Origin of the sequence: Streptomyces hawaiiensis (assembly GCF_004803895.1) — a bacterium.
GTDB lineage: Bacteria > Actinomycetota > Actinomycetes > Streptomycetales > Streptomycetaceae > Streptomyces > Streptomyces hawaiiensis.
The window spans coordinates 3,150,900-3,176,556 of the sequence record NZ_CP021978.1 but is presented as its reverse complement, the minus strand read 5'-3'; the positions used below and the strand labels follow the sequence as shown (position 1 = coordinate 3,176,556).

The 25,657-nt window shown below is 66.5% G+C and carries 22 protein-coding genes and 3 pseudogenes; 16 read left to right on the top strand and 9 right to left on the bottom strand.

The window, feature by feature from the left end:
• Positions 1-9: 9 nt before the first annotated feature.
• Together CEB94_RS14560 and CEB94_RS14555 are read right to left on the bottom strand one after the other, a co-directional pair.
• A complete protein-coding gene (locus CEB94_RS14560) occupies positions 10-861 on the bottom strand; it encodes a hypothetical protein (protein ID WP_175432628.1) in 852 nt (283 codons plus the stop codon).
• A gap of 1,086 nt (positions 862-1,947) precedes the next feature.
• Complete coding sequence (locus tag CEB94_RS14555; RefSeq protein WP_175432627.1) at positions 1,948-2,451, bottom strand: SMI1/KNR4 family protein; 504 nt, start codon at positions 2,449-2,451, stop codon at positions 1,948-1,950.
• A 305-nt stretch (positions 2,452-2,756) separates the two neighbouring features.
• On the opposite strand from CEB94_RS14555, the gene CEB94_RS14550 reads away from it, so the two are divergent.
• Positions 2,757-3,556 (top strand): IS5 family transposase gene (locus CEB94_RS14550; protein ID WP_425472531.1). Its coding sequence is split into 2 segments (ribosomal slippage): positions 2,757-3,105 and positions 3,105-3,556, totalling 801 coding nucleotides; the frame shifts between segments, so codons are not numbered across the junction.
• Here the strand turns inward: CEB94_RS14550 and CEB94_RS14545 are convergent.
• Positions 3,528-3,863, bottom strand: coding sequence for an ankyrin repeat domain-containing protein (locus CEB94_RS14545; RefSeq protein WP_054214933.1), 336 nt, complete (start codon positions 3,861-3,863; stop codon positions 3,528-3,530). The genes CEB94_RS14550 and CEB94_RS14545 overlap by 29 nt on opposite strands.
• A 1,523-nt stretch (positions 3,864-5,386) precedes the next feature.
• Between CEB94_RS14545 and CEB94_RS14540 the strand changes: the two genes are divergently transcribed.
• Both CEB94_RS14540 and CEB94_RS14535 read left to right on the top strand, forming a co-directional pair.
• Positions 5,387-6,655 carry a HEPN-associated N-terminal domain-containing protein gene (locus CEB94_RS14540; protein ID WP_175432626.1) on the top strand — a complete coding sequence of 423 codons (1,269 nt, stop codon included), beginning with the start codon at positions 5,387-5,389 and terminating at the stop codon, positions 6,653-6,655.
• Between the two features lie 13 nt (positions 6,656-6,668).
• Entirely contained in the window at positions 6,669-7,214 is a 546-nt protein-coding gene (locus CEB94_RS14535; RefSeq protein WP_175432625.1) for a hypothetical protein, read from the top strand.
• 260 nt (positions 7,215-7,474) lie between these two features.
• Here CEB94_RS14535 and CEB94_RS14530 read toward each other — a convergent pair whose 3' ends face one another.
• Complete coding sequence (locus CEB94_RS14530; RefSeq protein WP_175432624.1) at positions 7,475-8,101, bottom strand: hypothetical protein; 627 nt, start codon at positions 8,099-8,101, stop codon at positions 7,475-7,477.
• A gap of 423 nt (positions 8,102-8,524) precedes the next feature.
• Between CEB94_RS14530 and CEB94_RS14525 the strand changes: the two genes are divergently transcribed.
• Together CEB94_RS14525 and CEB94_RS14520 are read left to right on the top strand one after the other, a co-directional pair.
• Positions 8,525-9,295 (top strand): hypothetical protein, encoded by a 771-nt coding sequence (locus CEB94_RS14525; RefSeq protein ID WP_175432623.1) that lies wholly within the window; start codon positions 8,525-8,527, stop codon positions 9,293-9,295.
• Positions 9,296-10,737: 1,442 nt separating this feature from the next.
• Complete coding sequence (locus tag CEB94_RS14520) at positions 10,738-11,532, top strand: GntR family transcriptional regulator (RefSeq protein ID WP_175432622.1); 795 nt, start codon at positions 10,738-10,740, stop codon at positions 11,530-11,532.
• Here CEB94_RS14520 and CEB94_RS14515 read toward each other — a convergent pair.
• Positions 11,516-12,556: an NsdA family TPR-like regulatory protein gene (locus CEB94_RS14515; RefSeq protein ID WP_175437006.1), complete on the bottom strand. Its 1,041-nt coding sequence runs from the start codon at positions 12,554-12,556 to the stop codon at positions 11,516-11,518. The genes CEB94_RS14520 and CEB94_RS14515 overlap by 17 nt on opposite strands.
• A gap of 407 nt (positions 12,557-12,963) precedes the next feature.
• Here CEB94_RS14515 and CEB94_RS14510 point away from each other — a divergent pair, with 407 nt between their 5' ends.
• From CEB94_RS14510 to CEB94_RS14465, 10 genes and pseudogenes are all read left to right on the top strand, one after another.
• Positions 12,964-13,317, top strand: a complete 354-nt coding sequence (locus CEB94_RS14510) for an SCO3933 family regulatory protein (RefSeq protein ID WP_175432621.1) — start codon at positions 12,964-12,966, stop codon at positions 13,315-13,317.
• A 2-nt stretch (positions 13,318-13,319) separates the two neighbouring features.
• Positions 13,320-14,675 (top strand): FtsK/SpoIIIE domain-containing protein, encoded by a 1,356-nt coding sequence (locus CEB94_RS14505; protein WP_175432620.1) that lies wholly within the window; start codon positions 13,320-13,322, stop codon positions 14,673-14,675.
• A gap of 85 nt (positions 14,676-14,760) precedes the next feature.
• Positions 14,761-15,466 (top strand): annotated as a pseudogene (locus tag CEB94_RS14500) (DUF2637 domain-containing protein).
• A 19-nt stretch (positions 15,467-15,485) separates the two neighbouring features.
• Complete coding sequence (locus CEB94_RS14495) at positions 15,486-15,680, top strand: hypothetical protein (RefSeq protein ID WP_175432619.1); 195 nt, start codon at positions 15,486-15,488, stop codon at positions 15,678-15,680.
• Between the two features lies 1 nt (position 15,681).
• Positions 15,682-15,873 (top strand): mobile element transfer protein, encoded by a 192-nt coding sequence (locus tag CEB94_RS14490; protein WP_031108984.1) that lies wholly within the window; start codon positions 15,682-15,684, stop codon positions 15,871-15,873.
• Positions 15,874-16,069: 196 nt separating this feature from the next.
• Positions 16,070-16,391: pseudogene (locus tag CEB94_RS14485) on the top strand (SpdD-like protein).
• Positions 16,392-16,480: 89 nt separating this feature from the next.
• Complete coding sequence (locus tag CEB94_RS14480; RefSeq protein ID WP_175432618.1) at positions 16,481-16,666, top strand: hypothetical protein; 186 nt, start codon at positions 16,481-16,483, stop codon at positions 16,664-16,666.
• On the top strand, positions 16,659-18,032 hold the full coding sequence (gene repSA / locus CEB94_RS14475) for a replication initiator protein RepSA (RefSeq protein ID WP_175432617.1): 1,374 nt from the start codon (positions 16,659-16,661) through the stop codon (positions 18,030-18,032). The genes CEB94_RS14480 and repSA overlap by 8 nt, the downstream gene beginning before the upstream one ends.
• A 2-nt stretch (positions 18,033-18,034) precedes the next feature.
• Complete coding sequence (locus CEB94_RS14470; protein ID WP_175432616.1) at positions 18,035-18,232, top strand: helix-turn-helix transcriptional regulator; 198 nt, start codon at positions 18,035-18,037, stop codon at positions 18,230-18,232.
• Positions 18,232-19,513, top strand: a pseudogene (locus CEB94_RS14465) (tyrosine-type recombinase/integrase). Before CEB94_RS14470 ends, CEB94_RS14465 begins: the two are co-directional and overlap by 1 nt.
• Before the next feature lie 192 nt (positions 19,514-19,705).
• On the opposite strand, the gene CEB94_RS14460 reads toward CEB94_RS14465, so the two are convergent.
• Positions 19,706-20,548 (bottom strand): phosphotransferase, encoded by an 843-nt coding sequence (locus CEB94_RS14460; protein ID WP_175432615.1) that lies wholly within the window; start codon positions 20,546-20,548, stop codon positions 19,706-19,708.
• A 171-nt stretch (positions 20,549-20,719) separates the two neighbouring features.
• On the opposite strand from CEB94_RS14460, the gene CEB94_RS14455 reads away from it, so the two are divergent.
• The gene (locus tag CEB94_RS14455) at positions 20,720-21,232 is read left to right on the top strand and encodes an HAD domain-containing protein (RefSeq protein ID WP_246111797.1); all 513 of its coding nucleotides are present in this window, start codon (positions 20,720-20,722) and stop codon (positions 21,230-21,232) included.
• An 88-nt stretch (positions 21,233-21,320) separates the two neighbouring features.
• Here the strand turns inward: CEB94_RS14455 and CEB94_RS14450 are convergent, their stop codons facing one another.
• From CEB94_RS14450 to CEB94_RS14440, 3 genes are all read right to left on the bottom strand, one after another.
• On the bottom strand, positions 21,321-22,730 hold the full coding sequence (locus CEB94_RS14450; RefSeq protein ID WP_175432614.1) for a Cys-Gln thioester bond-forming surface protein: 1,410 nt from the start codon (positions 22,728-22,730) through the stop codon (positions 21,321-21,323).
• Between the two features lie 278 nt (positions 22,731-23,008).
• Positions 23,009-23,485: a single-stranded DNA-binding protein gene (locus tag CEB94_RS14445; RefSeq protein WP_175432613.1), complete on the bottom strand. Its 477-nt coding sequence runs from the start codon at positions 23,483-23,485 to the stop codon at positions 23,009-23,011.
• Between the two features lie 350 nt (positions 23,486-23,835).
• Positions 23,836-25,656, bottom strand: coding sequence for a YfjP family GTPase (locus CEB94_RS14440; protein WP_175432612.1), 1,821 nt, complete (start codon positions 25,654-25,656; stop codon positions 23,836-23,838).
• Between the last annotated feature and the right edge of the window lies 1 nt (position 25,657).

Here is a 25,657-nt window from a genome sequence, read left to right as displayed (position 1 = left end):
GGCAGTTGTTCACCTACTCGCGGGTGCGCTAAGGAGTTCCCTTACGGTCGCGACGTAATTGCGTTGCGCTTCATCCCACTCACGGGCTGCAGTGTCTCTCCTGTTGCGCGCTTCCCAGGAGGCGTGCCGGGACTCTGCGGTGACGAGTTCAGCCAGATCTCTATGCGGAAATGGAATTCGGAATCTGGCTTGCTGAACGGCTTTCCACGCGGCGGCGAGCTCGTCTGGCACGTCCTCTTCCCAGTGATACGCGCCACGGGCCGGTTCATTCCGCGCTTCAAACTGGTAAGTGATCACTGCGTTGAGGAGATCACCGTAGGGGCTCGACATTCCTTCCTCCTCTACCAGCAGTTCGAGATCGGGGCGGGCCTTGGCGAGGTTAGCCATGTAGTTATCGTCCCGTATGATGCTGTCCAGAAGGCCGACCAAATGGGTGGCGAGCAGCGATACGGAATCCGGCCCTTCAAGCCTTACGACAAGCTCCGCGGTGTGAGCCTTCGTTGATGCCGCCCGAACCTCGTCCTCCAGTGCTTCATACCGGTCGTATCGCTCTTGTGTGCCACAGTTTTCCCTCAGCTCGAGGGAAGCCGTGAGCGCTTCGTGGCAGGCGAGGAGGAACGAGGAATAGGCCTGTCGACGTGTGTCCCTGAGCCACTGGGCGTGTGTCTCGTCCGCGGAGGCACGGACGGCATCGAGTGCCGCCTTGTAGCTGGCCTCTGCCTGTGCCATGCCGGCACGGGCCGTTTGCTCCGCTGCCCGCAGCGCCGCGCGCATCTGCCACCTGCCGACGACCAGTGCGGCCGGGATACCGACAGCCGCGACCGCAGCAGCAGCCAACGCCCCTATTCCCTGAAGATCCATAATCCCTTACTGGACATAGAGCTCAGGGTGGTCCGCGAGCGGCAAGACCCCGCCGACGCACCCGGCGACCAACGCGTCCTCTTGGTCCTGGTCCTCCGTCTCCAGCTCACTCGGGAGGTTCCGTTCGCATCACCATTCGGCGTTTTCCATATCGGCGTCGACAGCGTCTCCGAGATCCCCTGACTCAGCATTCCGCGCCACGTCGCGCGGCACCACGGCGTCATCATGGCGCTGCTTCCCGAATCCCCAGCCCTCACGATAGGCGTCCCAGGCGGGGCCTCTGTAGCTCGGCGACGGCTCCGCCTCGGCGCTGTGTGTGCTCTCGCACCCCGCGGTCAGGAGGACAGCGGGAACAAGGCCGCATAACGCGGCAACTCTCATCACCACGCTCCCTCCCCGGCTCAACGATCCCACAGGCACATCAGAGCGGCCCGGGTGTTTTGCCCTTCCTGCAGGCGTCCCACTGCTCGGCGGGGATCTGGTTGTCGACGAGCTCATGCGTGGTGGGGTTCATCGGCCATTCGATCAACGTGCAACAACATGCCGGCCATCGACGGTGTCAGAGGGAGACGCCTTCCGTCGCCTAACAGGCCGCACTCCGCCTCGCGGGCATCCTCGTCTGCACCCGACACTGACCAAAGAGACAGAACCAAGCCCGCACCTTCATGAGGTCATCGTCCATGACGGCGGCCAGCCTTGCGGTGGGACCTCAGCTTGGGAAGCTGCGGTCATTTGCAGCGGGTTCGCGCGCTGACCTGGCTGAACGATCTGCATCGAGCCTTGCCGGGCTCGGCCGCTTTCACCGTGATTCCCCGTACTTCCCCGCTCGTTCTGGTGCGGTTGCGGTGCGGGGCCAACTGGCCACAGCTGACGGTCGGCGCCGTTGGGTCGGTTGTCAGTGCTCGCGGCTATGGTCTCTGGCGCGCGGTCGGCTTCCGGGGGTTCCAGCTCTGCAGGGAATGGTTGCATCCCTGGCCTGTCTGGGGCCCGGAGACTCGTCCGGGACCTAACCGACGGCTGGGCTTCGTCGATGGCCAAGCAGTGACCTGCCAGCACCGACCGCGCACCGCCCTCGTCTCAACGGCCTCACTGGTTGCGACAGTCCGCCGTGGCCAACACGCGCTGTGGGTAGGGGCCTTCGTGTGCTTTGCCGTGCACCCAGTCGGTGAGCCACTGAGCGAGCGGCTGCCCGAGCGGCGCAAGGGCATGCTGCATGCAGCAGAGGTTGGGGTCCCAATCCCACAGTTGTCCATCCGCCGTCCGGAAGTCGATCAGCGTCCACATGGCACAGCCCCGGTCCATAAGCGGGACGATCCCCGGCGGAAGGCCATCGGGATCGGCGAAGCCGCGGTAGGCCATCGTGATGTCCGCACAGTCACTGAACCAGTCGCCGGTGTCGGTCAGGGATGCCACTTCCCACGGTCCGAAGCCACCGTTGGCGACTTCGAGATACATCCGCCTCAACAGCTCGGGCATCGGGTGCCCGACCACTCGCTCAAAGGCGGCGACGTCGTCAGCGGATGCTGGGTCGGGCAGGCCCCGGCCGGCAACGTGCGTGCGGATGGCCAGAACGAGTTCGTCATCAGTCACACCGGGATACTCGGCGACACCGCTCGCTTTGTCGATGCTTCACCATGCCAGCACCGCGCACGCCCTGAGCTTGGGAAGCTTGGGTTCTCCACGGACGGTTGCCGGCCTGACCTGCGGTGGACCGGCTGTGCGGACTGACGGGCCGACGGCTTGGTCCCCGTCATTCCCCGTGATTCCCCGTACGATCTGGCACGGTTCTGGCAGGAGCTCTTCTTGCGACCGTCGGGTGGTTACGGGCGGGGTCCGTACTGCTCATAGTTAGAAGTCATCTCATTTGGCTGGGTAAGCTGGCGGTCGTGGTGAGGATCGTCGAGCGGCTGGTGCCGGATGAGTTGTGGGAGCTGTTCCAGCGAGTGGTTCCGGAAGCGCCGTCGCGGCCCCAGGGTGGGGGCCGGCGGAGGCATGGCGACCGCGAAGTGCTGGCCGCGATCGTCTTCGTGGCGACCTCGGGCTGCACGTGGCAGCAGTTGCCGACCGCGTCGTTCGGGCCGTCCGGCGCGACGGCTCACCGACGCTTCACCGAGTGGACGAAGGCCAGGGTGTGGGCCAAGCTCCACCGCCTGGTGCTTGACGAGCTCGGGTCCCGTGGCGAACTGGACTGGTCGCGGTGCGCGATCGACTCGGTGAACATGCGCGCCCTGAAAAGGGGGACCTGACAGGTCCGAATCCTGTAGACCGGGGCAAGTACGGCTCAAAGATCCACTTGATCACCGAGCGGACCGGTCTGCCCCTGTCCGTGGGGACCTCGGGTGCCAACGTCCATGACAGCCAGGCCCTGATCCCGCTTGTGAAGGGCATACCGCCGGTCCGGTCCCGCCGGGGCCCCCGGCGTCGCAAGCCCGGCAAGCTCCATGCCGACAAGGGCTACGACTATGCCCACCTGCGGCGATGGTTAAGCTGCCGAGGCATCCGGCACCGCATCGCCCGCAAGGGAGTTGAGACCTCCCAGCGGCTGGGACGTCATCGTTGGACGATCGAACGCACCATGTCCTGGCTCGCCGGCTGCCGCCGTCTCCACCGTCGTTATGAGCGCAAGGCCGAGCATTTCCTCGCCTTCACGAGTATCGCCTGCACCCTCATCTGTTACCGGCGGCTCGGCCGCTGATGTGGGCCCGCAGCAGCTTCACCGCCAAGTCGTGGCCGTAGTGCTTGGCCATGTCCATGGGGGTGCGACCGTCTGGATCGGCGAGCTCCGGGTCAGCCCCGAAGGCCAGCAGCACAGCAGTGGTGTGCACGGTCAACGGTTGACCACTCTGCAGGGAGCCATCGCCCTCGGCGTCGATTGCGTGCGTCAGCAGCGTCATGTTGCTGAAGACCTCATCAGGATCGGTACCGTCGGCCAGCAACCGGGCCAGGGTCTCCGCATCCTCGTGCTCGACCGCGTGATGCGCGGGTGTCCAGTAGTCGCTCACCAAGGCATTCAACCGCCACCACAGCACGTCTGCCAGCGACTATCTACACAATTATCCACCAATTGAGATGACGTCTTAGGCGAGTCATTGGCTCCGTCTCGACAGCCCTCCATCCACACCTGCCGCTCCGACGTGTCGGGCATCCTGCTTCCACATTCGTCGTCGATCCAGAACTGTGTAGGGCTGTTCCACCCAGCGCCGCACGCGATGGCTTCAGCACCCTCCTTGCCTGAACAGTCAGCGGGCTGCGAGGGAGCCTCGTAGCCGCCGGCCACTTCTTCGCCGGTGGAAAACGCATCCCAGTAGACATCGTTGGCTGACGCGCAGCCGGCAAGTAGCAGCACCGCGGCAAAGATCATCCAGGGCAGAGCGCTGTATCGCACCAGTCCCCCTCCGTCGTTATCCGGAGGAACCATATGTGCAGGCAGCCGTCACTGTGTGCCAGTCGCAGAAACCGGCGGCAAGGCTTAGGCGTACATGGCGACACGGCTCCGGAGGCCACTTGGGTCCTAGGCAACGCAGCAGGTCACGGCCCTGTACGTGGCGAATAGGGCGGGACGAGTCCACGGATAGGCCATTGCTGGCTGAACCCTGCTTCAGGAGATTGGAGTGGTCGAGTCCCAAGGCCCGGTCTCAGTCGGCGAGGACCCGCTCGCCGAGGTCGAAAGCCTCTTGGAGCCGTCCGGCCTTGATGCAGGAGTGGCACGACCTCGGGCTCACTTGCCACCTACCTCGCCGGCGCCCCTCCAACGAGCACCCTATGTCCGGCCCACTCAGGTAGCGTCGTGGGCTCGAACTGGATTTGGGCAGGCGCGCTGGTGCCTGGTGAGTCGTCTTGGGGGATGACGTGGATGCTGCTTGGGCTGCAGTGGGAGCGGGTCTGGTCGGCGCCATGATCGGCGGAGCCGCGACCTACTTTGGGCCCATGCAAGCTCAGAAACGGGCGCTAGAGGCTAGTGCTGCTGCGAAAGCGGCAGATCGTCGAGACGAGGCGGTCCGCTGTGTTGCCGAGGTCCGCAGCGAAGCGCAGGCATGGCTCATGTATTTGATGCAAGTGCTAGTGGACGTCGGACAAGGTCGGGTCCCGGACCTTGGCGACTTCGATAACAAAGTAGCCGAACTGCGTGGGGCGTTCGAGAAGCCTTTGGCTCGCCTACTGACGTACGGGCTAGACGTGTTTTATAGCGCGTTTGCTCGTGAACTGCGCGCCGTGGAGCAACGAGTACGTCAGGTCGTTGCTGACCGAGATTCGGTGATGGCTACTGCCTACATCTCGCAGACAGATTCCTTGGGGACGTACTTCTCAGCTCGGGCTGTGGTGACTACGCGATGGGCGGATGATGTCATCAATGGTCGGTGGAGCGATGAGAACCCTCTACGTGGGACGGTCTTTGACCCCAATCGATGACCGAACGAGCCGCTAAGCCGTGACCAGAGCTTGGGAAGCTCGTGTGCTCCGGTCCCTCTCCACCCCTGAGACCGAAGCGACCACTGCCAAGTAACACAACAACACGGGGAAGCGCATGGGACTTGCCAAGCGGCATTGGATGGAAGCTCAAGATCGTGGCTGGTACTCCGGCGGGGACCAATGGGTGTGCGAGCAATGTGTTGCTGAGTCTTTCCTTGCAAGCAAGGTCAAAGAGGCATCCTCGCCCGAGAAGACATGCAGCTTCTGCGATAAAATTCCGGCCGCCGAGCTAGACGTCTTCATGGAAGCATTCATGCAGGGGGTTACACGCCGTTATGAAGACGCAGATAACGAGCATCGCTATGACTCGGAAACGGGCGAGTATCTAGGCAACACTTTTGACACATCGGATCTCATTAACTGGGAATACGGACACGTCTTCGCCAACTCAGAGTTTCAAGAGGTTGTGTGTGACTCCATCGTTGACAAAATGTGGACCGATAACGACTTCTGGTACTACACGCCGAGCGAAGCGCTCAGCACTGGCTGGCAGCGTTTTCGAGAAGCAGTGATGTACGAGTCTCGGTACGTCTTCTGGCTACGCACGGACTGGCAGGAGCAGGATTACGACGAGGACGGTGTTCATCCGGCTAAGGTCCTGCAAGCTCTAAGTGATTACGTAGAGAAGCATGACTTGTATCGCGCCCTTGAGATAGGTGACATTTTCTGGCGAGCCCGCACACGTAGGGATATTGAGGCTTCCTGGGGAGCGAAGGATCTGGGGACGGCCGGACGAGAGTACGCGAAGCAAGCGAACCGCATGAGTCCTGCCGGCATCCCCATGTTCTATGGTGCCGAAGACGCAGACACAGCCGTGCGGGAAACCCTCGTGCGAACTTCCGACACTCACGTCAGTGTTGCGTCCTTCCAGGCAACACGACGTTTTACGGTAGTCGACTTGACCGGCAGTAAGCTCCCCTCGCTTCCGTCCGAATTCGATGTCGAGCGATTCGCCGAGCGACACCGAATCTTGTTCCTCAGAGATTTTGTAAAAGATCTGACGAAACCAATTCGAGAGAGCTACGAACAGATCGACTACGTGCCGACCCAGATCTTGACGGAATACCTGCTCAAAGTGCACGAACCATCCGGTGAGCGCAGTATCGACGGCCTTATGTACACCTCTGCGGTGACGGGCAAAACCTGCGTCGTGCTCGACGTACCCCACAAGCGGTGTATTGATCGGGATGATGAGATCGAACGCTTCGCAGGTGACAAGCTCCATCTGAAGATGGACGCTGCATCGGTGACCACGCTCAAAATCCAGCGAGACTATGATCCGATACCGCCGGCCAACGACGATCCGTTCGCGCAACCTGGGTGACTTTCGGAGAATTATGAGTCCGTCCACAAGTGCTTTAGTTATTGCCTTCGTAGGCATCATAGGCACGCTCGCTTCTGCACTTCTTACCCAACGGAGCGCCAACAATAACAAGTTACGAGAAATTGAGCGGGCCGACCAGCAACGGCGAGAAGAGCGTGCGTACGAAACCGAGCAAGCAACTATTGAGATTCGGCGTGCCTGCTACGTCGCGCTCAACATCGCTGCCCGTCTGTATCAGACAGCGCTGACTAACTATCTTGTCGCCATTCGCTCCGGTGCCGTGACCGATGAAATACGTACCGATGTGGACGAAATGCGGCGCGACCACAGAGCTCGTCACGCAGAAGCTCAGATGCTCGTTCCCGACGCCGTGTTAGTAGCGGCTGGCACCGTGAACAGTCATCTGAGCAACCTGTATGGAATCCTGCGGCGAATCGATATCGGAGAACCTGAACAAGGTGAAACCGTCGAGCTGGCCGCGGAGATGCGTAGAGGAACGTGGGAGAATTTATCTGAGATGCGGACCGTCATGCGACGCGACTTGGGGATCGGGCCGTAGAACTGCCCCGAAAGGAATAGTTTTGAACTGGCACGGCCTTGGTGCCGCAGACGTCAACGGCTCACGACGCTAGTTCTCCGGGTGCAGGCATAACCCATCCAGTGTGGCAGATCAACTCCGGTTGCCCAGGCCAGAGTGGGGTGGGGGTGGTCACCCGTGGGTGCCGACTGTCAGCGTTGGTCGGCTTCGGACGGCCCAGACGGCCCAGGACTCAGTCAGCCTCCGACCCGGCTGTGTGCAGGCAGCAGCGCCACCGCCCGTCATTCCATCTGCACGGGAGCGACCTGCAGCTGCTCCCTGTAGGGCCATGTGAAGGTGCGGTCGGGTTCGAGGTGGGCGTCTCCCCAGTGGATGGCATGGATGCCGCTCTCGGCGTCGGCCGTGAAGAACACACAGACCAGCCTGGTAGAAGCTCCCAGCTCCTCGAAGACTTCGTGCAGCCCCAGGTACTCGTCGGTCACCAGGTCCTCATCGACATCGAACAGGCCTTCCGGAGGTTGCGGCCCGTGCGCCCGGAACAGCCGCTGCCGAGTGGGCGACGCGTTGGCCGGCAACCGGGCTCGGTCCAAGGGCCGCGGCCTGTCCGCGTACCGGAACGGGAAGAGTGCGTGATCATGGATCACCGCATACTCGTACCCGCGCACGTCGCGCACGGCTTCCCCCAGCTCCCGCGCCGTCTCCGCCAGGTTCTCGCGAACCAGCCCTGCAAGGGCGACACCGTATGGACTCCGCTTCTTCAGGCCCACAGCAAGGTGTGCGGCATGAGCCTTCCCGTGCGCCTTGGCCAGTTGCACCGGGACCGCAGCGGCAAGCGCGCCGGCATGCCGCCCAAACCGCTCGATGGCCCAGGCCGACGGCCCTACTGGATAGCCACCCAACACCGACATGCAGTGCTCCCTCCCCCATGTGCCGCCTCTGAACTGTGTGACACGTACACGAAGCGGACACAAGGGAGCGATCTGGCCACGGCGCGGCTACGCATGCTCGTTTCTCAGAACAGCCACACCTGATCACTGGCGGCCGTGACGTGCGGCCGTCTAAATGATCAGCGTTCTGACCTGTAGCTGAGTCGCAGTTGTCGACGTTGGTCGTCATCGAGTACTCGTCCCCGGCCCAGGACGGCCCCGGGAGGGCGCTCGGGCTTGAGGCAGAAGCTGGCGTTCAGCCTGCTCCTCTTGACGGATCATTCGTTCGACGCATGCTGTGCAACCGAGCCCAGCCTGCAAACATGATGCAATTTCCTCTTGCAGATTCTAAGCTGGTAATGCTGCAGAGAACCGCTGAGCCTAGTGCAGATTATTGGGGGTAACGTGAGTGAAAACAACTTCCTGCAAGGTGCCGATCTGGCCGCGTATAAGGTTGCCCCAAGTGGACTTTGCTGGTGGTGCGGAGCAGTTGCAGACTCTCAAGAGCACAAGTTCAAGCTGAAGAATCTTAAGAGGCTTTCTCAGGGCTCCAAGAAAAATCTTGTTTGGGTGGGCGATGATTCCTATCGAGAGATCCGCTCCATCAAGAAGTCGCATCATGTGAGGTTTCGAGCGAATCTCTGCGCCTCATGCAATAACACCAAAAGCCAGCCTTTCGACTTTGCCTATGATGGGTTCGTGGACTACTTGTGGAGTCACGGTCGACGACTCCATCGGTCCCGGTACGTCAACATGAAGCGCATCTATGGAGAGGAATGGAATAAGCAAGTAGGTAATCTTGCTCGGTACTTTGTGAAACAAATCGGTTGTCGTATTGAGCACGACGGGTACCCAGTGCCTCCAGAATTCGTCGAATTCCTCGACGGTTCCAGCCGGGTCCCGAGTTTGCATATGGTGCTGTATAAGGATCCAGACCTGTGGAAACTTCACAAGGGGTCACGGAAGAGTGACGCTTGGATAATAGGCGAGGGGATCGGTCCGATGGCGGGAGCCGTGAGCCGATCTCAGCGCCGACTAGTGATGTTTTCGAGTTCCATGGTGGTGGGCTATATCGGTGTGATGTACCGGTGGGAATTGGATCGGTCGGATGTCGATCCGTTTTACGCCTATCAAAAGGCGCGGTTGCATCGACGAGATAAGCTCCCTGACTTTTGATCGAGATCAGCCTCGCGGTGGGCACTGAAATCGATGGGTCCGTGCCTCCTCGATGCGCGGGTCAAGCGCACGCCAGGCCCGACCTGGTGCGGTATCGGGTCCCGTAGACCCGAATGGACGTCTCAAGATGCATATGGGCGATCGTTAACCACAATTATCAGTATGGCCAATGATGGTGGGCCCTCGGGCTCGAATGGCAGCACCTCAAGCTGGAAAAGGAAGGCGCTCAGTGCGCTCGGTCGCCATTCCGGTGTCGTGATCAGTGGCGTCATTGTGGCCGTTCTAACGGTTATCCTCACGCAGGCGATTAGTCAATGTGGAGCGAAAGACCCCAAGAAGCCGACAGCCGTGCTTACCAAAACGGTCTTCTCTGAAGGAAAGCTTCTAGCGGCATTCAAGGTGACTCGGCGCGAACAAGGCGAGCGCTGCTTGTCATTCTCTGTGTCATCCGAAGACCCTGAGGCGCGACGTTGTTTCGGTGAGAATTTCATTGGCGATCCTTGCTGGCCTAGACGGAGAATCGATGGAGATTTCGCAGTATGCTTGAGCTCTCCATGGAGCTCTAGCGTGACAATGCTGACACGAGTGCGTTCGTTCGATACGGGCGATACTCCCTCTCCACAGTCGCTCCCAGTCAAGCCCTGGGCTCTCGAGATTCGAAACCCGAATGATGAGTCCGAAATCCTACACTGCACTTTCCAAACGGGAGTTGAGTTCACCGTAGGAGGGCAGCGCAGAAATTGGAAATGCCTCCGCGCAGATTCCAATAGCGGGAAGATTGAGGGCTACGCTCTTGGGAAACCTGATTCTACGCAGAGCAGCTGGACGGTGCAATTCTCCGGCGTAGCTACTGAGGAGGTTAAGGATGCTGAGATCGTTCGAGTGTGGCGCTGAATGCATCGCACGGGCGGGGGTGTTTGCCGGCCCGCGAGCCACGCGGTCAGGCTCGCTGACACTAAGGGCGGCGGAGCGGCTTTGGGCTGGAGCTGCTTTGGGGCGAGTGATCATGGCCCCGTAAGCTTCCGGCGAGTCGGGCAGTCTGTGGACCTGCCCGTTAAAGCACGACGTTGGGGCCATGATCTTAGAGGCTCGCCCCAAAGTGGCTGCCTAAAGCCGTGGAGCCGACCGCCCCAGCCATAGAGGGTGTTTCCCACTTCATGCCCGCAGCCCCCGCGCGCGCCGCCGGGCGCGGCCAGCCGGGGCGCAGACAGGAGGCAGGCCGCGCCGCAGAGGCGGCGCGCGCCCGCGCCGTGCGCGGGCCTTGATGAACGTAGGGAAACTCTTACCGCAGGACTGATCATCGGTGCTGACGCTTGATGAACGTAGGGAAACTCTTACCGCAGGACTGATCATCGGTGCTGACGCTTGCCTACTCACGTGAGTAGGACCCGGCTACAGTTGTGCTGGCCGACAAAGCAGGACGACAGGAGCGTGCTCGCCGGATGGGACCGAAGTCGGAGCGGGTCTACCGCACGATTCGTGAGTGGATCGCTGAGGGCAAGTACTCGCCGGGTTCCAAGCTTCCGTCCGAGCGGACCCTGTCGGAAGATCTGGAGATCGGCCGTACAGCCCTGCGCCAAGTGCTGGCCAAGCTGGTTGCAGAGGGTGTCGTCGAGGTGCACGGCCGTAGCTCGTACCGAGTGCCGGATCGTTCCGTGACCACTGAAGCGCCGGCGGACGTCGAGCCATGGCAGATCCACGGTGAGCGGACGCTGTATGACAACCGATGGGTGAAGCTGAGCCTCGTCGACGTCGAGCCGCCCGGCGTCGATCGCTTCGAGCACCATGTGGTCAAGCTTCATCATGTGGCCATCGCTGCCGTCATTGACCACCAAGACCGAGTGCTCATGATGTGGCGGTACCGCTTCGTTCCGGATGCTTTCGGCTGGGAGCTACCGGGCGGGATCGTCGACCAGGGGGAAGACCCCCTCCAGGCCGCCTTGCGTGAGGTCGAGGAAGAGACCGGGTGGCGGCCGAACGCCCTGGAGCATGTGGTCACTTACCAGCCCATGGTCGGCATGGTCGACTCACCTCACGACATCTTCGTCGGTGAGGGGGCGAAGCTCGTTGGTGAGCCGACTGATCTGGAAGAGGCGGGGCATATCGCCTGGGTTCCGCTGTCCGATATTCCCGGCCTGATGGCTCGCGGCGAGCTGATGGGGTCGGGCACGCTGGTCGCCCTCCTTCACGTGTTGGCTTCACGAGGACCCGGCGCGTCGCCTACAACCGCTGCGTGAGTTGCTCGATCCGGCGCCTGTGACGTACTGACTTAGTTCGGCTTGCCACGAGTCGAGCTTGACGCAGGTGCTTTCTCGCGTGGTTGTACTCCCCGCGGGCCAGATGGGCTTGGGCCAAGTCGCAGTGGAGTCCTGCCGACGCTCTGACGAAGGTGGGGTCGGTCGTCTCCAGTGCGGCATACAGGTTGTCCACCGCCTCGCCATCGCCGATTAGGGCGAGTGCATTCCCGCGCCACCTGGTGAGGTGGCCTTCGTTCAGGAAGATGCTCAGCATGTCCGGATCACGGGCTTCATCTCCTGCGGGCAAGTGGCGCATCGCAAGCTCAAGAGCCCGCCGACAATCCTCCTGGAGCCCAGCTCGGGCGCAGATCTCCGCTTCGGCTGCGTGGAGCCATGCTCTGAGCCGCGGAGACATGCCCTGTCCTCCGAGACGCTGTGCCTCTCGTACCAGATGCACCGCCATTTCGGGTCGTCCGGCGTCGCAGAGCACGTATGCCTGCTCGGCGGCGGCGTGGGCGAGGTACATGGGTTCCTCGGCCTCCTGGGCGGCGCGCTTCCCCAGCTCGTAGTGACGCCAGGCTCGTTCGACGGCTCCGACGTCAAGGGCCTGCCAGGCAGCGAGTGTTGCCGCACCAGTCAGGGCGAGAGCGACCGGGCGTCGGGTCTCCGGGAGCACGGCGAAGGTAAGGGCGTCCTCCAGCCGCGTCAGATGGGCGGTCATCTGGTCGACCAGGCTTGCGGCGCCCATCTGGCGGTCGATGGTCCGGAGCAACTCAGTCTGGTCCATGAACGTCTGGACCATGGTCAGGCTGACGTTCCGCGCCTCGTCGATCCGGTCTATCAGCTCGTCGTACCCGTCTGCCGTGGTGGGTGCCGGCGGCTGCGCTCCGCCTCCGAGCTCAGCGTCAGTGATCCCGAGGAGGGCACAGAGGATCTTGGCGTAATAGCTGGAGATCGTTCGTCGGCCGTTCTCCCATTCTGAGACGTACACTCGCAAACTCGCGGTTGAGGCGACGGTGAGCATGTGCTGACGTGCGTGACGCTCGATCTCCCGCACCAGATGCTCCTGTGACCAGGCTCGTGCCGTTCTTGCTGCCCTGAGTCCACTCATGCCGTACTGCCGTTCCTCCTGGGGTTGTTGAGCCGTAACAGCAGAATGCCTCACATCGACGCAGGTCGGGAGGGGTTAACCGGTCTCGTGTTAACCCCTGTTGTCTACCGGTGCGTTGCCTGGCGCGCTTTCCTGGAACCGTCACAGTCAGGCGAGTTGAGGTTGCCGGGCCCGCGACAGCGCTTGACATCTGGTGCGCACCAGATGGTGGCGCAAAGCACTCCGTGGCTTTGCTGCGGCATTCCATCCACGTTCACAGGAGCGGCGACCCACCGCCAAGCAAGTACGCCGCTCCCGTCCCCTCTCAAGGGAGTTCCATCATGCGTCAGATCCCCGTCGAGACGTCCGGCGCCACCGTGATGGTGGCCAAGGCCCCGCAGCCCAAGGTCCGTGACCGCCGTACCGGTGAGATCGCTATCGACGCCGACGGCGTCAAGCTGATGACCGTGGACGTGATGTTCGCGGCGAACAACGAGGTTGAGATCCTGTCCATCACCGTCCCGGAGCCCGGTATCTCCAGTGACCTGGCTATGGGCACGCCGGTGGCCCTGACGGGGCTGATCGCCCGACCGTGGGAGAACGAGTTCAACGGCCAGAAGCGGCACGGCATCGCCTTCCGCGCGGTCGCCGTCACCTCCCTGGCCGCCACCGGCTCGGCCTCTGAGGCGGCCTGATCATGACCTGGTTCATGGTCGCTGGAGTTGTGGTCGTCGCCGCTGCGGGTCTCCTGCGGTGGCGGCGCCCCGCCTGGTACTGGCTGACCTTCGGGGTCCTCATCGCGACCGTGCGGGTCCTGGTCCGCTACGCCTCAGTCATGGACGCCTGCGGGCTGACGGTCCCGCCCTCGCGCTGGCGCCTCACCCTGGCCCGGGTGACCAACCGGCCGGTGCCTGAGTCCCATGTGCCGCGCATCCTGCGGTTACGGCCCACCCGGACCGGCCTGGTTCTCCGGCTCAAGCTCCGCCCCGGACAGGACGCCTTCGACGTATCGGCCGCCACGGACCGGCTGCGCCACTCCTTCGGGATGTACGGCGTGACCTCCCGCGAGGTCCGCTCCGGCGTCGTTGAGGTGCGGATGACCGGCTACGACGTGCTCAAGCAGGTCCAGATGCCCGCCAAGACCGAGACGCGTCCAATGCGGGTTCCTGTCGCGTTGCGGGAAGACGGCTCGGTGCACTACCGCGACTACCGCGCCGTCCCCCACGGCCTGACCCTCGGGGCCACGGAGTCGGGCAAGTCTGTCTACCAGCGCAACCTGGTCGCCGGGCTGGCCCCGATGGACGTCGCCCTGGTCGGCATCGACTGCAAACAAGGCGTCGAGCTGTTCCCGTTGGCACGCCGCTTCTCCGCCCTGGCCGACAACCCCGACACCGCCCTGGAACTGCTCGAAGCCCTGGTGTCCCACATGGAGGAGGTCTATCAACTGATCCGAGCCGAGCAGCGCATCAGTGTCGCGGTGCCCGATGCGGAGATCGCCGCCGACATCTGGGACCTGCCCGACGACATCCGCCCCGTCCCGGTCGTGGTCCTAGTCGACGAGGTCGCCGAACTCGCCCTGTTCGCCAGCAAGGACGAGGAGAAGCGCCGGGACCGGATCATCACCGCCCTGGTCCGTCTCGCCCAGCTCGGCCGCGCGGCCGGCATCTACCTGGAGATCTGCGGCCAGCGCTTCGGCTCCGAACTCGGCAAGGGCATCACCATGCTCCGCGCCCAGCTCACCGGCCGCACCGCCCACCGCGTCAACGACGAAACAAGCGCCAACATGGCCTTCGGCGACATCTCCCCGGACGCCGTCCTGGCCGCCATCCAGATCCCCGCCGAGACACGCGGCATCGCAATCGCCGGTGACTCCACCGGCGGATGGCACCGCATCCGCGCCCCGCACACCTCGCTGCGCCAGGCCGTGAACACCTGCAACAAGTACGCCGACCGCACCCCCGACGTGCCCGCCCTGGCCGCCTACCGGCCCGCGGCTGGCCCGTTGCCCTCGGCCCGGGTGCCGCTGTCCAAGACAGCCCCCGCCACGGCCTGACCCTCCTCCCTGCTCCACCGGTCGGCGCGACCGCTTCGCGCCAAGTCCCTACCCCCGCCATGCCACATCACCGGAAGGAGACGTGATGGCCCGCCCCGCTCTCCGCGTCGACGCCGTCCTGGTCCAGGCCGTCATCGCCGGGGCGCTGTCCTTCGCCCACCTCCACGACCTCGCCGCAGCTGCCGGACAGGACGGCTGGAAAGCCTGGGCCTACCCCATCAGCGTCGACCTGCTCCTGGTCGCCTCCTGGCGGCGACTGCGCAACGACGGGCCGTCCCGGCTGGCCTGGTGCTGGTTCATCGTCGCCCTGTTCGCCTCGCTCGGCGCCAACGTCGCCACCGCCGGACTCCTCGACCTGACCGACGTCCCGGCCTGGCTACGCATCCTCGTCGCCGCCTGGCCCGCCCTGGCCCGCCCTGGCCTTCATGGGCGGCACCCTCCTCGCCCACTCCGCACCAGAGCAGATGCCGGAAACGCCGGCGCCCACAGCCCCGGTAGCCGAACCGGACTCCGATCTGGCTACCGAGACCGAACCAGAACCCGAGCCTGAGCCGCATCCGGCGGTCGACGACACCCCGGCCCTCCCGGTTGCCGAGTCCGCCCCTGCCGAGGCTGCCCCGGTCGCCGCTGCTCCGGCGGTGCCTGTCCCGGCCGCGCTGGTCGACCACGCTCGCAAGGTCGCCGACGACCACCACGCCCGTACTGGTTCGCCGATCGACACCGACACCCTGCGCGCCCGCCTCGGCCTCCCGCCCCAGCTGGCCGACGCCATCGCCGCCCAACTCGCCTGACCTCGACGGGAGCCACGCCATGACCAGCGACCCGGCCGACCTGACCGCCGCCGACCACCTCGACGCCGCCCGCGAGATGGCCGCCGCGAACCGGCCCCTCCTCGCGCACCTGCTCGCCGAGGAAGCCGCCCGCCGCACCACCGACCCGGCCACCGCCGCCGGTATCCGCGCCGCCTTCCCCGACCCGGCCCTGACCCGAGAGGAAACCGACTGACATGCCCGCCCGCGACCACTTCCACTCCGTGATGCGCATCGGACCCGTGCAGATCGGCACCCATCGCGACCGCCACGGCCAGACCAAGTACGCCGCCGTGTGCACCGCCGACCGCTGCGGCTGGTCCTCCGACTACTCCAGCCAGTCCGCCGCCCAGCTCGCCGCCCGCACCCACCGCTGCCGCGTCCGCTAGGAGGCCACCGCCATGGAAGTACCGCTCTGGCTCGCGCTGCTCGTCGTCGGCTACCTCGGCGTCAAGCTCATCCGCCCGCCCGCCTGGCTCATCGCCGTCCTGCTGCTCGGCGGTTTCCTCCTCGCCGACAGCGTCCTTGCCCCGCCATCGACACCGTCATCAAGTAACCGCCCGCCCCCGGAAGGGAGAACCGCTGATGTTCCGTCCGAAGATCCCGAGCATGCCCACGCCGACCGGTCAGGTCAGCCCGCCTGCCGTGGTCGAGCCGACCACCATCGTCCCGGCCGCTCAGACCCCGCAGCCCGCCCCGGTGGCCCCGGCCCCCGCGCCGTCCCGGCCGACGGTTCAGCTCACCCGGAACCGCTCTGGCCCTCCTCGGCGGCGGTACCGCCGTGGTTCTGGTCGTCGGCGCCGTTCTGGTCTCCATGCTCCTGGCGGTCGCCGTCACCGGCGCCTCGGTTGCCGTCTGCGCCGTCGTCCTGCGCTCGCTCCTCGCCTCGGAGGCGAAGCGGCGCTGACCGGCCCCCGGAGCGGCCTCAACCGCCAAGTCTCGTCCGCTCCGGGCGCCGTCCCTGTCCGATCCACTGAACCGGAAGGAACCCCCAGGATGACCGACCGCACCGCACCCGCGCCCCGCATCTGCCCGAACTGCGACGGACACGCCTCCGCCGCCATCACCACCGGCGGCCGCGACCGGCACGGCCACCTGCGGATCATCACCGTCGACTGCCGGGCCTGCAACGGCCTGGGCACCGTCCAGCCCCGCCCCGTGCGGGAGGGCGCCCGTGCCTGACCTGCTGCTCGACCCGACCACCCTCGGCGACCTGCTGAGGGTGGCCTCGGCCTCCGACTTCGACCGCTGGCACGAGCAGATTCGCCGCACCGGCGGCTGCGCTGACCCCATCCACCTCACCGGCTGGACCCTCGCCAGGGACAAGACGACCGGCGAGACCCTGCACCGCTACAGCACCGAGAATGAGCCCGGCGGGCGCCTGCGCGTCGCCTGCGGCAACCGCCGAGCCTCCCGCTGCCCGTCCTGCGCCTGGACGTACGCGGGCGACACCTACCACCTCATCCGCGCGGGTCTGGCCGGAGACGAACGACGCGACATCCCCGCCACCGTCCGCGATCACCCCCGGGTCTTCGCCACCCTCACCGCTCCGTCGTTCGGCCCGGTCCACAACCGGCCAGACCGAGGCGTCTGCCGCTGCGGTGTCCGCCACGCTGCCGACGATGGCGCGCTCGGCACGGCCCTCGATCCGACCACGTACGACTACGCGGGTGCCGTGCTGTTCAACAACCACGCCGGGCAGCTCTGGCAGCGCTTCACCAACCGGCTCCGCCGCGAGATCGCCGCTCGCGCCGGCATCACCCAGCGGGACCTGAAGGAGTGCGCCCGCCTTTCGTACGGCAAGGTCGCCGAGTTCCAGAAGCGGGGCGCCCTGCACTTCCATGCCGTCATCCGCATCGACGGCCCCGAGGGACCGGACACCGCTCCGCCGTCCTGGGCGACGGTCGATCTCATAGCCGACTCGATCCGTGCAGCTGCTGCGCACTCCTACACTTCGGTCGCCGTACCGGCCGCTGAGGACCAACCGGTCCGCACCTTTCGCTGGGGCACCCAGCTCGATGTGAGGCCCGTGAAGGCCTTCGGGGACGGCTCCGACATCACCGAGCAGGCCGTGGCCTCCTACGTGGCCAAGTACGCCACCAAGGCCGCCGAGAACACCGGCACCCTCGACCGACGCATCGGCGAACTCTCCGAACTCGACCGCCACCAAGTCCCCGACCACACCCGCCGCCTCATCGAGGCCTGCAAGCAGCTCGACCCGCTCTACCCCGACCGGCGCCTGTGGGCCTGGGCACACATGCTCGGCTTCCGCGGCCACTTCTCCTCCAAGTCCCGCCGGTACTCCACCACCCTCGGCGCCCTGCGCCAGGCCCGCGCCGACTACCGCGCCGCCCAGGAACACGCCGCCCTCGGCCTGGACGACCGAGAGCCCGACACCGTCCTGGTCCTCGCCGACTGGCAGTACGCCGGACACGGCCACACCCCCGGCGAATCCGCACTCGCCGCCACCATCGCCCGCGACATCCAACTCAACCGCGAAACCGCCCGCGAAGCCCTACGCGACCAACTCACCGAAGGGGAGCACTGACCATGGCCTCAGAGTTGCCGACCCGGTTCCTGACGCCTGACGACCTGGTCGAGATGTTCGAACTTCCCAGCGTCGAGACGGTCTACCAGTGGCGCCGCAAGCGCACCGGTCCCCGCGGCTTTCGAGTTGGCCGGCATCTCCGCTTCGACCCGGACGACGTACGCGCGTGGGTGGACTCCCAGCTTGGGGAGGCTGCCTAGTGGCCGGGCATATCCAGGACCGCTGGTACCGGACCGAGGTGGGCGCGGACGGCAAGACTCGCAAGGTCAAGACAGACCGCCACGGCACGGGCATGCGCTACCGCGCCCGCTACATCGGCCCGGACGGCACAGAGAAGTCGAAGAGCTTCCCGGACAGGCAGAAGCGCTTGGCGGACACCTGGCTGACCAACGTAGAAGCCGATATGGCCCGATGGGCAGTACATCGACCCAAGGGCCGCCCGCACCACCTTCCGTGAGTACACCGACCGTTGGCTGGCAGCCCTCACGACCGATCTCACCAGCCGGGCCGCCGTCGAAGGCAGGCTCCGCCTTCATGCCCTGCCCTACCTCGGAACGCGCCCCATCGGCTCCTTCCAGCCCGAGCACATCCGCGACTGGAACCGCCAGCTCGAAGACGCCGTGGCATCCGCCCAGTATCGACGTCTCATCTTCGACGCGGTCTCCTCGGTGCTGAACGCGGCCGTGGACGACCGTCTCCTTGCCTCAAACCCTTGCCGGGTTCGATCGGTCAAGGCACCTCGCCCCGTGCCGTCACGCGTGCATCCGTGGTCCGCTGATCAGGTCTTCGGCGTACGCGCCGGGCTGCCGGACCGGTACCGGGCCATGGTCGACCTGGGCGCCGGGTGCGGCTTGCGACAGGGTGAGATCTTCGGCTTGGCCGTCGACAACATCGGAGACCTCGGCTGGCTCTACGTCCGTCAGCAGGTCAAGAAGGTTCGCGGCACGCTGGTCTTCGCCCCGCCCAAGCGTGGCAAGCTGCGGGACGTCCCGCTCGACCCGGAAGTGTCGACTGCGCTCCGCCGGCACTTGGAGTGCTTCCCGCCGGTCGAAGTGACCTTGCCTTGGCTGACCCCGACCGGCCCCAAGGTCACACACCGGCTCCTCTTCACGAGCGGCATCGGCGCAGCCATCTGGAGCCAGGCGTTCAACGACCAGGCATGGAAGCCCGCGCTCGCATCCGCCGGCATCATCCCGACCCCCGAGAAAGGCCAGCGCCACGCCGCCGCCCGCGAGCACGGCATGCACGCCCTGCGGCACTTCTACGCCTCGGTCCTCCTGGACGCCGGGGAGAGCATCAAGGCCCTGAGCCTCTACCTCGGCCACAGCGATCCCGGCTTCACGCTCCGCGTCTACACGCACCTCATGCCGTCCAGCGAAACCCGGACCCGGAAAGCCATCTCAGCGATGTATCGGGCCGCCGGTCACGCACATGACGGCCCAGGGACGCCCGACGGCCCAGAGACGGCCCAGGCTGCCTGACACGGCCCCTCATCGGCGACAAACCCGCTGGTGAGGGGCCTTTTCATGCCCTCTCACGGTAAGTAACACCCCATCTTGCCGTACGGCTACCCCCGGGCGGAAACGCGTATGGGTGGGGGGCTGTGACCTGGGGTTCACTGCGGGCGGCTTCAGCTGTTGGTCGCTGTTGGCCAGCCTCGGGTCGTCTCGGGTTCAGACCGGTCCGCAGCGATCAAGCGCAGCACGAACCAGGTTGAGCCCCTCCGCTCTCCAGTGGTCCCGGTCAGGCATCTGGTCGTGTCGGCGCCAGCGCCAGGCCGAGAACATCGCCCAGTTCAGGGCGCGGCACCGGTGGATCAGGTCGTCGTCGGCCCCCGCATAGTGCTGTCCCACTTCTTCGGGCGCGTGGGCGAGGTCAAACTCGATCGGCCCACGGCAGCAGGTGGCGAGGTCTATGAAGAGCGGTCCTCTCCTTGTGTTCAGGAGGTTGCCGGGGTGTGGCTCGCCGTGCAGCAGCTGGTCGCCGGCTTGGTCGGTGCTGATCGCGGCGCTCAGACCACTGAGTGTGTCGCTGAGGAGTTCCCGGTCGGATTCGAGCAGCTCAGGGGACTGCTCCCGGTCGTTCACCGCTCTCAGTGCCACGGCGACCCGATCGGTGAAACGCGGTGCGTCCAGATCGATCTGCCGCAAGGCGGCATGGTGCCGCAGGAACGCGTCTGCGTAGTCGGACGGCGCGATCTCTGGCCCCACTGGTTCGTAGTAGGTCCAGAGCGAGATGGCGAAGGCATCCCGCACATGGACTCGAGGGGCGACCCGAGGCTCGAGCTCGGCCACCGGAGCGTCGACGTCGGCGAGACGCCGAGCAACCTCTACCTCGAACTCGGAATCAGCCAGATGCGCCGAAGGCGCGACCCGAGCCAGAACATCGCACGGGAGCAGGCGCAGTGCGACCCGGTCCGAGTTGTGGATGACGACCACGTCGTCGACCTGAAGGCCCAGCTCCGAAGCGGTCGCCCGTCCTGCCTCAACCGCGCGGCGGAGTTCTGACGGCTCCACACCGTCCCCCTTCCCCTCCTTGGCCCTGTTGCGCCTCAGCGATAGGTCCTTCTCCAACTCGGCGAGCCTGGGCAACATCCTTCGGCTGACCTGGACCGTGGGGCATCGTATGCAGGCGTGCTCGTGCCGCCCAGGGTGAGCCGTAGGGGCGAGCGCGGTTATGGTGCCGCCGTGACAAGCGCGGAGCGCCCCCTTCTTTTCCTCGACGTCGATGGTCCGCTCATCCCGTTCGGGTCGTCGTCCGCCCACGCCGAGACCGCCCCTGCCGACACCTCGACGTCCGCAGAGCGAGGGAACCCGCTGCTGCAGCGGCTCGATCCCGGCGTCGGGGCGCGTCTCACGGCTCTGGGCTGCCGTCTCGTCTGGGCCACGACCTGGGTGGAAGAGGCGAACGAGGTCGTCGCCCCGCTCGTCGGTCTGCCGGATCTGCCTGTGGTGCAGTGGCCGGACTCCGGCGTCGAGGAGGGCCCTCGCGGCCTGCACTGGAAGACCCGCCCCCTTGTCGAGTGGGCCGACGGCCGGCCGTTCATCTGGGTCGACGACGAGATCAGCGCCATGGATCGCCAGTGGGTCGCCGCCGGCCACCCTGGACCGTCGTTGCTTCATCATGTCGACCCGTCCAAGGGCCTCCTGGCCGCCGACTTCTCCGCGCTGGCGGAGTGGCTTCGTGCCGTCGCGCCGTGACGAGCACCGTTCGAGCGCTCCTCCGATGCGGCCGACCAACCCGCTCACACGTGAGCCGGGCCGGCCGCTCGGACACCCGCAGTCCGGGTCACTCCCCGGCCGTCGCCTCCCTGCGCCGCAGCACGATCAGGGTCCCCCCACCGATCACGACCAGGCCGATGGCGACGCCCGCGATCATGGGAGTGATCTCCGAGCTGCCCGTTTCGGCGAGGTTGGTGTCCGTGGCCGTGCCGCCCACCGTGGCCGGGCTCGGTTCGCTGAGGGTCTGGGTGGTGGTGCCGGTGTCGCTGCCGCGGGTCTGGCAGTCCAGCATGCCGGTGAAGCGCTTCTCGAAGCCGCCGGGGCCGTGGATCGTGAAGTCGTAGGCCTGGTCCTCCTGGAGCGGAACCGTCACCGTGCGGGACTCGCCCGCGGCGATGGTGTGCTCCAGACCGGCCAGTTCGAAGGTGAACGGCTCGTCGCCCTTGTTGGACGCGATGATGTCGACGCCGCCCTCGGCACAGTTCTTCGCCGCCGTCAGCGCCGGGATCGGGCCCTGCTTCGCCCAGGTCGCCGCGGCCGTCGCGGACACCGTCGACTCGCTCGAGCCGGCCAGGATCTGTGTCTGGCTGCGGTTCTCGGAGGCGAAGGCCCGGCCGACCGGCACGGTGGTCGAAGCCTGCACGGTCAGCTCCGCCGTGCCGGCTGCCGCGTCCTCGGGCACGTCGAAGAACACCTGCCCGCCGTCGGACGCGGAGGTGACGGCCTTGCCCTGCTTGTCGACCACTCGCACCCCGCTCGTGGCGGCGTCGGCGGGCGGGGTGACCGTCGCGCTGCCGGCGTTGGTGCGCACCGTCACCGGTCCGATCCGCTCCCCCGGCCGGCCGGAGACCGCGGACGGCTCGAGGGTGAGCGAGGCCCGGGGCTCGGGCAGCGTACGGGCGCTCTTCTCCAGATAGTCCGCGAGCTGCTCGGCCTGCGGGTCGAGGGCGTCGACGGCCACGTCGTCCGAGTAGCGCCAGATCGCCACCTGCGTGCCGGCCGCCGCGTCCTGCTCCGTCAGCGCACCGCGCACGCCCGCCTTCCGCGCCAGCGTCGCGAGGTCGTTCACCTGCGGGTAGGAGTTCTGCAGGATCCAGCGGATCTTGCCGGCGTCCTTGTTGGCGCCCAGAGACGTGCCGCTCCAGGGCGTCTCGTGGTACTTGGCGTCCCGCTGCGTGGGGTTGTGCAGGTCGACGCAGTACGTCTGCAGCATGCCGCCGCCGTCGACGGACATCTCGAACAGGCCCGCCGAGATCTCCTGATCGCCGGTGCCGGCGTGTATCACGGCCGCGCCGTACGTCTTGAGGCCGCTTATCGTCGCGGCCGCTCCGCCCTGACTCTGCGTCGTCTCATCGGCGGCCGCCCGGCCGGCACCGGCCAGCCCGCCGGCGGCGACGAGCCCGGACATCACCGTCGCGGTGGCGAGGCGGGCGGCCCCTCGCCTGCGTACGAACAGCTCAGAGAACGAAGCAAACACCAAATTCCCCTTCGAGCAGGACCCGTTGTCGTGGGGGGACGGTCCCACCAGCAGAATCAGAAGCCTCACAGGACACAAGAGTCCCGACAGCCATGTCCGGCATCCTAGGGACGCGGGGGACCCCGCCCGCCGGTCAGACGGTCGGACGAGTGATCCGACTCGGAATCGTTATCGCCAAGATCCCTTGCGGGCAGGGCTTATCGACAAATCCACTCCTGGTCGTTCGGTGCGCACTCGTCGATAAGCCGCAGTTCGGGCAGGTGGCTCAGCGATTGACGTCACGTCAACACAGCTGGCTCCGGCGCGCGTTGGGTCTGCCCGCCCGCTGGTTCCGCGGAACCCTCCGGTGGTGTCTCCCAGTTGGGTTCGGGTTGCGTCGGCGAGGGCGCCGCGTCCGTCTTGCCCGCCCTCCTGAAGGCCGAGGTGCCCCAGGCCAGATCGTGGCCGATCGACACCGCGTCGATGTCCGCCGACGTCCAGCTCTGCCCCTCGCGTACGTCGGTCCGCACCTTCAGCCTGCCCTGCACGATCACGGGCTCGCCGACCGTCAGCGACGCCGCCGTGTTCGTGGCCAGCTGGCGGTTGGCCCACACCGTGAAGAAGTTGGTGTGCCCGTCCGTCCACGTGCTCTTCTCGCGGTCCCAGTAGCGCGCGGTCACCGCCAGCCGGAACCTCGCCGACGGGCCGGACGCCATCTCCCGGTACACCGGCTGCGTCGCCACCCTGCCGACCGCGCAGACCATCGTCTCGTTCATCGCGAACCCTCCCTCGCCCGGACCACGGCAACCCACCGGGCCGACACGCGTACGGGCCCGTCCCGTACGGCTGTGTCTGCCAGACTGCCGCCGCCGGGCCGGGCCCGCTGAGCGCTGTGGATCACCGCCCGGCTGTGGACAACGCCGCCACCCGCAGGGGTGACGCCGGCGGGCCTCGGAGCGCCGACGCAACCACCTGCGGCCCGTCACAGCCGCCTCGCCCCGGAGCCACCGCCGCCCTGCCCGGCAGCAGCCTCACCGCCGTGGCCTCACCGCCGTGGCCTCACCACCGCCCCACGCCTGACCACCGCGGTCTCACCACCAGCCCGCACCCCTGTATCTCCCGCACCTCACCGCCCCGCCCCCACCACCCTCCCGTACTGCTCCCGGACCTCCCGGTACCGCAGCAGCTCCGCCGCCACCGGATCGAGGACCCGGGCCCTGCCGCATCCGGCCGCCGCCTCCCGCAACCGGCGTTCCGCCTCCAGTCCGTAGCGCCGGGCCGGACCGCGGGCGGCCAGCCGGCAGCTCCACTCGATGAGCGGGCCGCCGACGATGCCGATCACCATCAGCAGCACCGGCACCCCCAGGTTCGGCGACATGACCCCGATGATCTGGCCCAGCAGCCACAGCCCGCCCAGGAACTGCAGGATCGTCATGGACGCCTGCGTGAGGACGGCCACCGGCCACCACCCCGGACGCGGTGGCCGCCCCGCGGGCACGCCCGCGCGCGCGGTCAGCTCGTCCAGTGCCTCGGGCAGCCCCTGCGAGCCGCGAACGGCCGCCTCCCGCACCGCCTGCGCCCACGGCGCCGGCAGCCCGGCCGAGGCCCGCTCGGCCACGGTCCGTACCGCATGCTCGACCCGCTGACGTGCGGTCGCCTCCTCGTCGGCCTGCGTGCGCGAGGGGAGCCGGCCCGTGGTGGACTCCCCGCGGTCCTGGTACCAGCGCCACAGCCGCAGCCAGGGCGTACCGCAGGCGCGGTTGGCGTTGCGCAGCCACGCCCGCTCGGCCGCCTCGCCCGCCGCCGTGGCGCCCACCGCGTCCGCGAGCCGGTCGGAGAACTCCTCCCGGGCCTGCTCGCTGAGCCCCGTCCGCCGCTGAGTGGCGTAGACGGGCCACAGCCGCGCGGCGGCGATGTCCACGTCGGCCGAGATACGGCGGTTCGGCGCCCCGCGCTCCGAGACGAACTGGCCGAGTACCTCGCGCAGTTCTCCGACACCGTCCCCGGTGAGCGCGGACAGCGCGAGCACGGTCGTGCCCGGTTCGCCGTACTCCCCCAGGGCGATGCCGTCCTCGTCGAGGAGCCGCCGCAGATCGTCGAGGACCTGCTCGGCGGCCTCCCCGGGCAGCCGGTCGATCTGGTTGAGGACGACGAACATGACCTCGGCGTGGGCCGCCATCGGCCGCAGGTAGCGCTCATGGAGGACGGCGTCGGCGTACTTCTCCGGGTCGACGACCCAGATGACCGCGTCGACGAGCGCCAGGATGCGGTCCACGTGCCGGCGGTGCTGTACGGCCGCGGAGTCGTGGTCGGGCAGGTCGATCAGGACGAGTCCGCGCAGCGGCGACTCGCCGTCCCCGGTCGGCAGCGGCCGGCGGCGCAGCCGGGGCGGGATCCCGAGCCGTTCGATGAGACCGGCCCCCCCGTCGCTCCAACTGCACGCGATGGGCGCGGCGGTGGTGGGACGGCGTACGCCCGTCTCCGAGATGGTCACCCCGGCGAGCGCGTTGAACAGCTGCGACTTGCCGCTGCCGGTGGCGCCCGCGATGGCGACGACGGTGTGCTGTCCGGAGAGCCTGCGCCGTGCGGAGGCCTCGTCGAGCACCCGGCCGGCCTCCGAGAGCGTCCGGCTGTCCAGGCGGGTGCGGGAGAGCCCCACGAGTTCGCGCAGGGCCTCGAGCCGGGAGCGCAGCGATCCCTCGTACACCAGCGGGGTCACCGTCGGCGGAACGGCGGAGCGGTGGTCCGTCATGGGGTACCGGTCTCCTTCGGCTGTCTCGTTGACCCGGCGCGCGATGAGCCCGTCGTCCCAGACTTCGGTGGAGTCGGCACGTGTGGCACGCTCGCCGTCCGACGCGCCCCGGGCGGCGGCGCTTCCCGCCTTGTGCGTGTCGTCGTCCGGCTGATCGGCGTGATCGGTGGGGTCCTGGTCAGTGACGGCGGTCACC

Bases quoted from the DNA above. Each gene is read 5' to 3' on its own strand.
- CEB94_RS14515 (WP_175437006.1), bottom strand. From the start codon at position 12,556: ATGCTCACCGTCGCCTCAACCGCGAGTTTGCGAGTGTACGTCTCAGAA.
- CEB94_RS14495 (WP_175432619.1), top strand. From the start codon at position 15,486: ATGACCAGCGACCCGGCCGACCTGACCGCCGCCGACCACCTCGACGCC.
- CEB94_RS14490 (WP_031108984.1), top strand. From the start codon at position 15,682: ATGCCCGCCCGCGACCACTTCCACTCCGTGATGCGCATCGGACCCGTG.
- CEB94_RS14530 (WP_175432624.1), bottom strand. From the start codon at position 8,101: ATGTCGGTGTTGGGTGGCTATCCAGTAGGGCCGTCGGCCTGGGCCATC.
- CEB94_RS14505 (WP_175432620.1), top strand. From the start codon at position 13,320: ATGACCTGGTTCATGGTCGCTGGAGTTGTGGTCGTCGCCGCTGCGGGT.
- CEB94_RS14480 (WP_175432618.1), top strand. From the start codon at position 16,481: ATGACCGACCGCACCGCACCCGCGCCCCGCATCTGCCCGAACTGCGAC.
- CEB94_RS14535 (WP_175432625.1), top strand. From the start codon at position 6,669: ATGAGTCCGTCCACAAGTGCTTTAGTTATTGCCTTCGTAGGCATCATA.
- CEB94_RS14540 (WP_175432626.1), top strand. From the start codon at position 5,387: ATGGGACTTGCCAAGCGGCATTGGATGGAAGCTCAAGATCGTGGCTGG.
- CEB94_RS14510 (WP_175432621.1), top strand. From the start codon at position 12,964: ATGCGTCAGATCCCCGTCGAGACGTCCGGCGCCACCGTGATGGTGGCC.
- CEB94_RS14560 (WP_175432628.1), bottom strand. From the start codon at position 861: ATGGATCTTCAGGGAATAGGGGCGTTGGCTGCTGCTGCGGTCGCGGCT.
- CEB94_RS14470 (WP_175432616.1), top strand. From the start codon at position 18,035: ATGGCCTCAGAGTTGCCGACCCGGTTCCTGACGCCTGACGACCTGGTC.
- CEB94_RS14520 (WP_175432622.1), top strand. From the start codon at position 10,738: ATGGGACCGAAGTCGGAGCGGGTCTACCGCACGATTCGTGAGTGGATC.
- CEB94_RS14445 (WP_175432613.1), bottom strand. From the start codon at position 23,485: ATGAACGAGACGATGGTCTGCGCGGTCGGCAGGGTGGCGACGCAGCCG.